Source organism: Lyngbya sp. CCY1209 (assembly GCF_055795065.1).
Map to the genome: position 1 here is coordinate 1 of NZ_JAYFER010000043.1, position 847 is coordinate 847.

The 847-nt window shown below is 44.3% G+C and carries 1 protein-coding gene; it reads right to left on the reverse strand.

Features of this window, described 5'->3' with window-relative positions; all coding sequences use genetic code 11:
* The coding region (locus AC0QHF_RS00205; RefSeq protein ID WP_324702179.1) for a group II intron reverse transcriptase at positions 1–847 on the reverse strand (847 nt) is incomplete at both ends.

The following is an 847-nucleotide window of genomic DNA, read 5'->3' on the forward strand; positions in this document are numbered from 1 at the left end:
CGTGACAGTGGCGGTGCAGCAATTGGAGGTTTTTGTAATCATCCTTTCCGCCTAGGCATCTTGGGATGATGTGGTCGATTTCTACTTGGTCTTCAATTGTGAAGTGCTGTCCGCACCATTTGCATTTGCCTTTTTGGTATTGAAGCATTTTGGCTTCTCGGTTCGAGATTTCTGGCGATTTCCCTCTCCTTGTAGCCCAATAAATCCAATTTCCGTCATATGTCGATGCGTTTGGTCTGACCAACGTGTGGTAGACTATGGGAGTCCAGTTGTGCTGTTGGAGTCGTAGACCATCCTTGGTTTGGAAAATCCACTTCTCATTCCTTTCTTTCCCATTACTCAGTATCACTTTTCCCGTTCGGAAGTATTTCCTGAGTGTTTTGTAACTGGCATTACCGCATCGTGATACTACCCATGCCCGTAGTTGTTGCCAGAGTATTTCATCTAGCTTATTGAAAATCTCCGAGGAGACTGCCCCTGAGTAGTATCTTGACCATCCTGTGATGATGGGGTTGAGATGTTTAATCAGGGCGGCTTGAGGTGCTGTTTTGTGTTTCTTAATCACCTCTTTCACCTTTTCAATGTGGGCTTTGATTGCCTTTTTGCTAGGTTTCATGTGGGTTACGAAGCCTAGTAGTTTACTGGCATTTCCCCCACTTTTTCCGGAGACGTGTTTTCCAGCAGGATATTGCCTAATGTTGAACCCCAGGAAATCAAATCCCGGTTGGACTTTTTTACCATTTACCTCGATTTCTCTCAGTGTATGGCATATTCTTGTCTTTTCCGGTTTAAGCTGGAGACCAATAGGTTTTAACCATTCGGAAATAGCAATCTTGCACTGTTCAAT